Here is a 6,336-nt window from a genome sequence, read left to right on the forward strand (position 1 = left end):
CCCGGTGCTCCTCCACCGCATCCAGCAACGGCACATCCCCCACCAACCGCCCCTCATCGGCCACCATCGCCGACAACACCGCACGGAAATACCCCACGAACCGCTCCACCGTCGACGCGTCGAACAGGTCCGAGGAGTACTCCAGAGCGCCGGTGATGTGATCGCCGATCTCGCCGAGGTGGAGCATCAGGTCGAAGGCGGCGCCTCCGTTCATGGGGCACCAGAACGCGGTGGCGTCCATGCCCGCCCAGGTGACCGTCGGCGCGTCCGGGGACGGGTCCATCAGGCGTGGGATGTCGTTCTCTTCCCGCGGGTTCTGGAAGACGAACATGGTGCTGAAGAACGGATTGCCGTCGGCGTCCCGCGCCGGGTTCAGGCGTTCCGCCAACTCGCGCAGCGGGAAGTCCTGGTTGGCCAGGCCGCGCAGGGCGGTGTCACGGATCTGCCGTACGGCCCCGGCGACGGTGAGGTCCGGGGGGAACACGGCGCGGAGGGCGACCGGGTTCATGAAGTTGCCCACGACCTCGTCCCAACGGCCGTCGCCCCGGGCGGGCATGGGTGCGCCGACGGCGACGGCCTCCTGGCCGCTGAGCCGGTGAAGGAGGATGGCGTAGCCCGTGAGGAGGGTCGTGAAGGTGGTGGCGTGGTGGCGCCGGGAGAAGGCCCGTATCGCCTCGACGAGCTCGCCGGTGATCCTGACGGGCTGCACTCCTCGCCGGGAGCCGCGAACTCGGCCGCGCTGCCGGTCCGTCGCGATGTCGAGGCCCGGGGTGGCGTCCGCCAGCGCTTCCTTCCAGTAGGTGAACTGCTTCTCGCCGTCCGCCTGGCTCAGCCAGTCCCGCTGGTGTCGTGCATGGGCGAGGTAGTCGCCGGCGCCGGCGGGCTCAAAGGCGTGGGGGGCGGTTCCGCCGCGCTGTTCGCCGACCAGTTCTCCGAGTTCACGCAGCAGCCGCCACCAGGACCAGCCGTCGCCCACGAGGTGGTCGCAGGCCACGAGGAGCACTCTGTCCTCGGGACCGCGTTCGAAGACCGAGGCCCTGATCAGCGGAGCGGCGTGCAGGTCGAAGGGCCGCAGGTAGTCGTCCTCGGCGAGGTCGCGGATGTCGTCGTCGGACAGGCCGGACACGTCCGTCCAGGACACCGGCACCTCGACGCTCCCGGCCACCGACTGCCGGGGGCGACCGTCCACCTCCTGGAAGCGGGCGCGGAGCATCCCGTGGCGAGCGGTGAGACGGTTCAGGGCACGAGCCAGGGTCTCCCGGTCGAGAGCGCCGCGCAGGCGGACGCAGAAGGCCTGGTTGTACGTGGGCCGGGACTCGGGGCGCAGCTGGTAGAGGAACCACAGGCCCTCCTGCGCCGACGACAGCGGATGCCACTCCTCGACGAGGTGAGCATCCGCTCCGCCCGCCCTGACAACCGAGCTTTTCGTCGAGTCGATCATTTCCTTGCCCAGGCCTTTCCAGCGTGGCTGCATCGGGGGTTCTCGTGGCTTCAGCGGGGACGGAGCGTCGGTGAGGACGCGTTACGCGTGTCGGTCCGACAGGGTTTTCAGGAGTTCGAGCGAGGCGAGGACATCCGCGTCACCCACTCCGAAGTCGATGAGGCATGCCACCTCGTCGACCCCGGCGTTCTCGAGTCCGGTGACCACGGCCGAGCAGTCCTCGACGGAGCCGCACAGCGTGTTGTGCCGGAAGTACCGTTCGAAGGCGAACTCGGCGGCCAGCCGTCGGTCGTCGGGCGACAGGTCGTCCAGTTCCGTCGAGTTCCGTCGCCACAGGTCGATCGACGTCTCCAGATAACCCCGCAGCGGCTCACGGACCAGGCGCCGTGCCTCGTCCGCCGAACCCGCGACGAACGTGTGGAGCATGAGTGTCACGTGGCCGGCCGCGCCCGGTCCGTGGCTGTTGCCGTTCCGGGCGTCGCGGTAGGCGCGGATGTTGCCCGCCACGGCCTCGACGTCCTGGAAGAGCAGCGCCGTGAGCACGTTGAGGCCCAGGTCACCGGCTTCGGTGAACCGGTCGGCGCCACCGGAACACGTCAGCCACCAGGGTTGCCGAGCGGCGACCGGCTTGGGGTAGATCTCGATGTCGACCTCGTCGCCGAGCCCGTTGCGCCGGCTGATCCGCTTTCCGTCCCACAGTGCGCCGACGGTGTCGATGCCCTCGTACATCACCGGGAGCCGCTCCGCGAAGTGCTGCGGGGCCAGGACGAAGTCGTACGGATTCCAGCCCTGGCCGAAGCTGAGGTCGACCCGCCCCCGGGAGAGGTTGTCGACGACGCTCCACTCCTCGGCGACCCGGACCGGGTCGTGCAGCGGAAGGATGACGCTGCCGGCCCGGATGCGCACTCTGGTCGTCCGCGTGGCGACCGCCGCGCCGACGACGGCCGGGTTGGGGAAGGCGCCGCCGAAGGGGTGGAAGTGGCGCTCGGGAAGCCATACGGCGGTGAAGCCCGCGTCGTCGGCGAACTTCGCGCAGTCGAGCAGGAAGTCGTAGCGCCCGGCGGACGTCGCGTCGCCGGAGAAGAACATGAGACTGAACTGCATGGGTGCGTCCTCCGCTCTCAGGATCCCGAGGGAACCGCGGCCACGACGCCGTCCAGCGTCCCGGTGAGATACCGCCCGCGGAACTCCGACCGTCTGAGCTTTCCGCTGGTCGTCCGGGGGATCGCGTACGGCTTCAGCAGGACGACCTCGTGCACGGCGATCCCGGTTGCCGAGAACACCGCGGCGCGCGCCGCCTGCCGTATCGCGTCGTGTTCCTCGGGGCGGCGGAGCCAGCCGCGGCCCAACTCGACGCCGAGCACGACGCGTTCCACGGTCTCGTCCTCGACCGGCACGGCCACGCAGCCGCCGCGCACCACCGCCTCGTGGCTTGTCTCGGCCTCCGCTTCGAGGTCCATCGGGACGACGTTGCGGCCTCGGATGATGATCAGGTCCTTGAGCCTGCCGGTGACGAACAGCTGGCCGTCCCGCTGGTAGCCGAGGTCCCCGGTGCGCAGGAACGGTCCTTCCCCGGTGTCCGCGAGGACGGCCCCGAAGGTCTCGTGGCTGAGGTCCGGCCGGTTCCAGTAGCCCGGGGAGATCGAGGCGCTTCGCAGCCAGATCTCGCCTTCCTGGCCCTGCCGCGGGCGGGTGCGGGTCTTCGGGTCGACGATCTCGACGCGCATGTCCGCCCGGGGGTGTCCGCAGCCGACGGCGGGTCCCTGTGGCGCCCGGCCGTCGCCGTCGTCCGTCACCACGCCGGCCCCGGCCTCCACCCCGGTGACGAACAGGGTGGCCTCGGCCATTCCGTAGCAGGGGTAGAACGTCGAGGGTCGGAAGCCCCGGGGCCGGTAGGCCTCGACGAACCGCTCGACGGTGGCTGCGCGGATGGGTTCCGCTCCGCAGAAGGCGACCTTCCAGCTCGACAGGTCCACGCCGTCCAGGGCCGGCGAGCCACCGGCGTCGGCGGTCAGGTCGTACATGAAGTTGGGGCCGCCGCTGACGGTGATGCGGAGGTCGGAGACGAGGCGCGGCCACAGAGCGGGATCGACCACCAGATCCTGCGCCGGCAGGATGGTGGACTCGGCGCCCAGGTAGAGCATTTCCAGCATGCCGCCGATGAGACCCATGTCGTGGAAGAGCGGCAGGAAGGACAGCATCCGGGATGCGGAGTCGAGTGCCATGCCCTCCGCTATGGCGGCCATGTTCGCGACGAGGTTGCCGTGCGTGATCATCACGCCCTTCGGGGAGCCGGTCGATCCCGAGGTGTACTGGAGGAACGCCAGCGACTCGGGTCGGACGAGCCTCCATCCGTCGCTGTGGGGCCCGTCCGCGACCGCGTCGGTCTCCGCGCTGTCCAGGACGGTCAGTCCCGCGAGCTCCGGACCCGGCAGCTCCGCCGCGAAGTCGGTGACCAGGGCCCGCGCCCCGGAGTCCGCCGCGAGGACGCGCAGCCGTTCCACCGTGCGGCGGCGGCCCGCTGGCGGGGTGGGCACGGCGACCGCGCCCGCCATCAGGCAGCCGAAGAAGGCCGGTACGAAGTGGTCGTTGGTCTTCGTGGTCAGCAGGACGCGCTCGCCGACGAGCCCGGCGTCACGTAGTCGGCCCGCCCACCGGGCCGCGTCGCGCCACAGGCGTTCGTAGGTGAAGACGACCGGCTCCTCGTCGGCACGCCGGAAGAGACGCAACGCCACCTTCTCGGGCCGCTGCTCCGCATGACGGTGCATCGCGTCCAGCAAGGTCGGCGGGTGCGGTGAGGGGGACACGGGAACTCCCTGGCTTGGTGCTGAAGGGGGATGCACGGGTGCTGTGCGGGGGTGTTCAGAGGTACTTCGCGATGTGGGCGGCGAGTCGGTCGACGTGGGGTGCCCGCAGCATCGTCACGTGGTTGCCGGGGACGACGTGCACGGTCATGTCCGGCAGCCACTGCCGCCAGCCGGTGTGGAGGCCTGTACCGCCGGAGCCCTGCGCCGCCTCCAGGTCGTCCTCGGCGAGGAACAACGCGACCGGTCCCTCGTAGCCCTCGCCGGGCCGGTACGACGCGCGTCGCGCGGCGGCGAACGTCCGTACGACACCGGCGAGGTCCTCCGGTGTGGAGCGGGCCGGGGCGAGGCCGTGCGGGACGAGCTTGGCGTGGAGCAGTTGGATCTGGGCGGGCTCGTCCAGCCCTTCGAGGTCCTCGGGGAGGATGCCGAGGGGGCCTCCTGCCCGGCGCTCGTAGAGTTCGAGCAGAGTGGCGAGCACGTCGGCCCGGGTCACGTCGCCGCGTGTCGCGTGCCCGTCGGTGGGGGGTTCGCTGTCGAGGAGGGTCAGGGACTCCACCCGGCGTCCGGCCTTGGTGAGCAGCCGCGCGGCCTCCAGGGCGACCCAACCGCCGAAGGAGTGCCCCAGAAGGTGGACGGCCTCGCCCGGATGACGCTGTTCGACGACCGAGGCGTAGCTCCTCGCGGCCGCGGCCACGGTGGTGTGCGGCAGCGCTCTGCCGTCCGTGCCGCGTGGCTGGAACGCCAGCAGCGGTCGCCGGGGACCCAGCGCCTGCGCCAGTTCGACGAACGCGGCGGCGTTGTCTCCGGCACCGGGCACGGCCACGACCGGTGTCACACCGGTCGTTCCGGTCTGGATCCAGACCATCGGCGCCGGACGCGGTGCCGGTGGGCGGGCCGCCGGTGTCGCCGTGTCCCCGGTCTCGGCCAGCCTCGCGGTGAGGGACGCGCCGAGCGTGTGGACGTGTGGGGGCTCGACGACGGACGTGTGGGTTCCCGGGATCGGGTGGGTCACCAGAAGGTCCGGGGGGACCACGGTGTGCCAGCCGAGCGACTGGTCGGACGATGCCCTGTCCGTCGGCGCCTCGTCCGCCGCGACGAACAGGTCGACGGCGAGGGGCAGGGGCTGCGGCCAGTAGTCGCGCTCAGCCGTGCTGTGGGCACGCCACCGCCGCAGGAAGTGCCGCACGTACGAGGACGACAGGTGCGCGGGCAGCAGCTGCCGCTCCTGGCATTCGCGCAGCAGGGCGGGGAAGTCGAGTGCGGCGGCGGACGGGCGGAGCTGTTCGATGTCGGTGGGGCTCGCGTGGTACCAGGACAGTGCCAGCAGCAGGAAGTCGTTGTCGGACAGGTCGGCGGGTGCCGGGGCCGTGCCCGACGTCGCCGTCGGGTGCCGGGTGTCGATGAGCCCGAGGAACTCGACGGTCTCGTCCTCACCGAGCAGTTGCGCGGCGATCTCGTAGGCGACGGTGCCGCCGAAGGACCAGCCCGCGACGCGGTACGGCCCGTGCGGCTGAACCGACCTCATGATCCTCACCAGTCGGGCGGCCATCGCCTGGACCGTCGTGGACGGCTCGTCGTCCAGGGGCTCGGCGGGCAGCCCGTGGACCGGGATGCCGGCACCGAGGTGACGGGTGAGTTCCAGCCCGTAGAAGACCTCGCCGGAGCTCTCGTGGACGAGGAAGAGCGGACGGTCCTCACCGGCGGCCCGGAAGGCCACGTGATCGGTCCGGACTCCCTGGGCGCTCTCGAGGTGTGCGGCCAGGGACTGGACGGTCGGGTGCGTGAAGAAGTCGGCCAGGCTGACCTCGATACCCCACTGCTGCAGGGCGTCCACTGCCTGGACGGCGAGCAGGGAGTGCCCTCCGACCTCGAAGAAGTTGTCGGAGAGGCCGATCGCACCGGTGCGCAGCACGGTCTGCCACACGGCCGCTATCCGTGCTTCGGTCGCGTAGCGCGGCGCGAGAGTCGGTTCGTGAGTCTCCTCGCGTGTGCTCGGGGCGGGCAGGGCGTTGCGGTCGGTCTTGCCGTTCTGGGTGAGCGGCAGGGCGTCCAGCCGTACGAAGGACGAAGGCACCATGTAGTCGGGCA

At 71.0% G+C, this 6,336-nt stretch carries 4 protein-coding genes; all 4 read right to left on the minus strand.

Annotation, left to right across the window (positions count from 1 at the left end; all coding sequences use genetic code 11):
• Positions 1–1,474, minus strand: a 1,474-nt coding sequence (locus ACFCXS_RS39180; protein ID WP_376648119.1) for a condensation domain-containing protein, incomplete at its 3' end; no start/stop codon positions are given.
• Between the two features lie 48 nt (positions 1,475–1,522).
• Positions 1,523–2,545 carry a MupA/Atu3671 family FMN-dependent luciferase-like monooxygenase gene (locus ACFCXS_RS39185; RefSeq protein ID WP_376648120.1) on the minus strand — a complete coding sequence of 341 codons (1,023 nt, stop codon included), beginning with the start codon at positions 2,543–2,545 and terminating at the stop codon, positions 1,523–1,525.
• A 17-nt stretch (positions 2,546–2,562) separates the two neighbouring features.
• On the minus strand, positions 2,563–4,248 hold the full coding sequence (locus ACFCXS_RS39190) for a fatty acyl-AMP ligase (protein ID WP_376648121.1): 1,686 nt from the start codon (positions 4,246–4,248) through the stop codon (positions 2,563–2,565).
• A 55-nt stretch (positions 4,249–4,303) separates the two neighbouring features.
• Positions 4,304–6,336: alpha/beta fold hydrolase (locus tag ACFCXS_RS39195; RefSeq protein ID WP_376648122.1), on the minus strand; the 2,033-nt coding region annotated here is incomplete at its 5' end.

This window comes from Streptomyces sp. NPDC056373 (assembly GCF_042262425.1).
In the GTDB taxonomy this organism is placed as follows: Bacteria; Actinomycetota; Actinomycetes; order Streptomycetales; family Streptomycetaceae; genus Streptomyces.

What these genes read in the sequence shown, in the direction of transcription:
- ACFCXS_RS39185 (WP_376648120.1), bottom strand. Translation starts at nt 2,545, where the DNA reads ATGCAGTTCAGTCTCATGTTCTTCTCCGGCGACGCGACGTCCGCCGGG.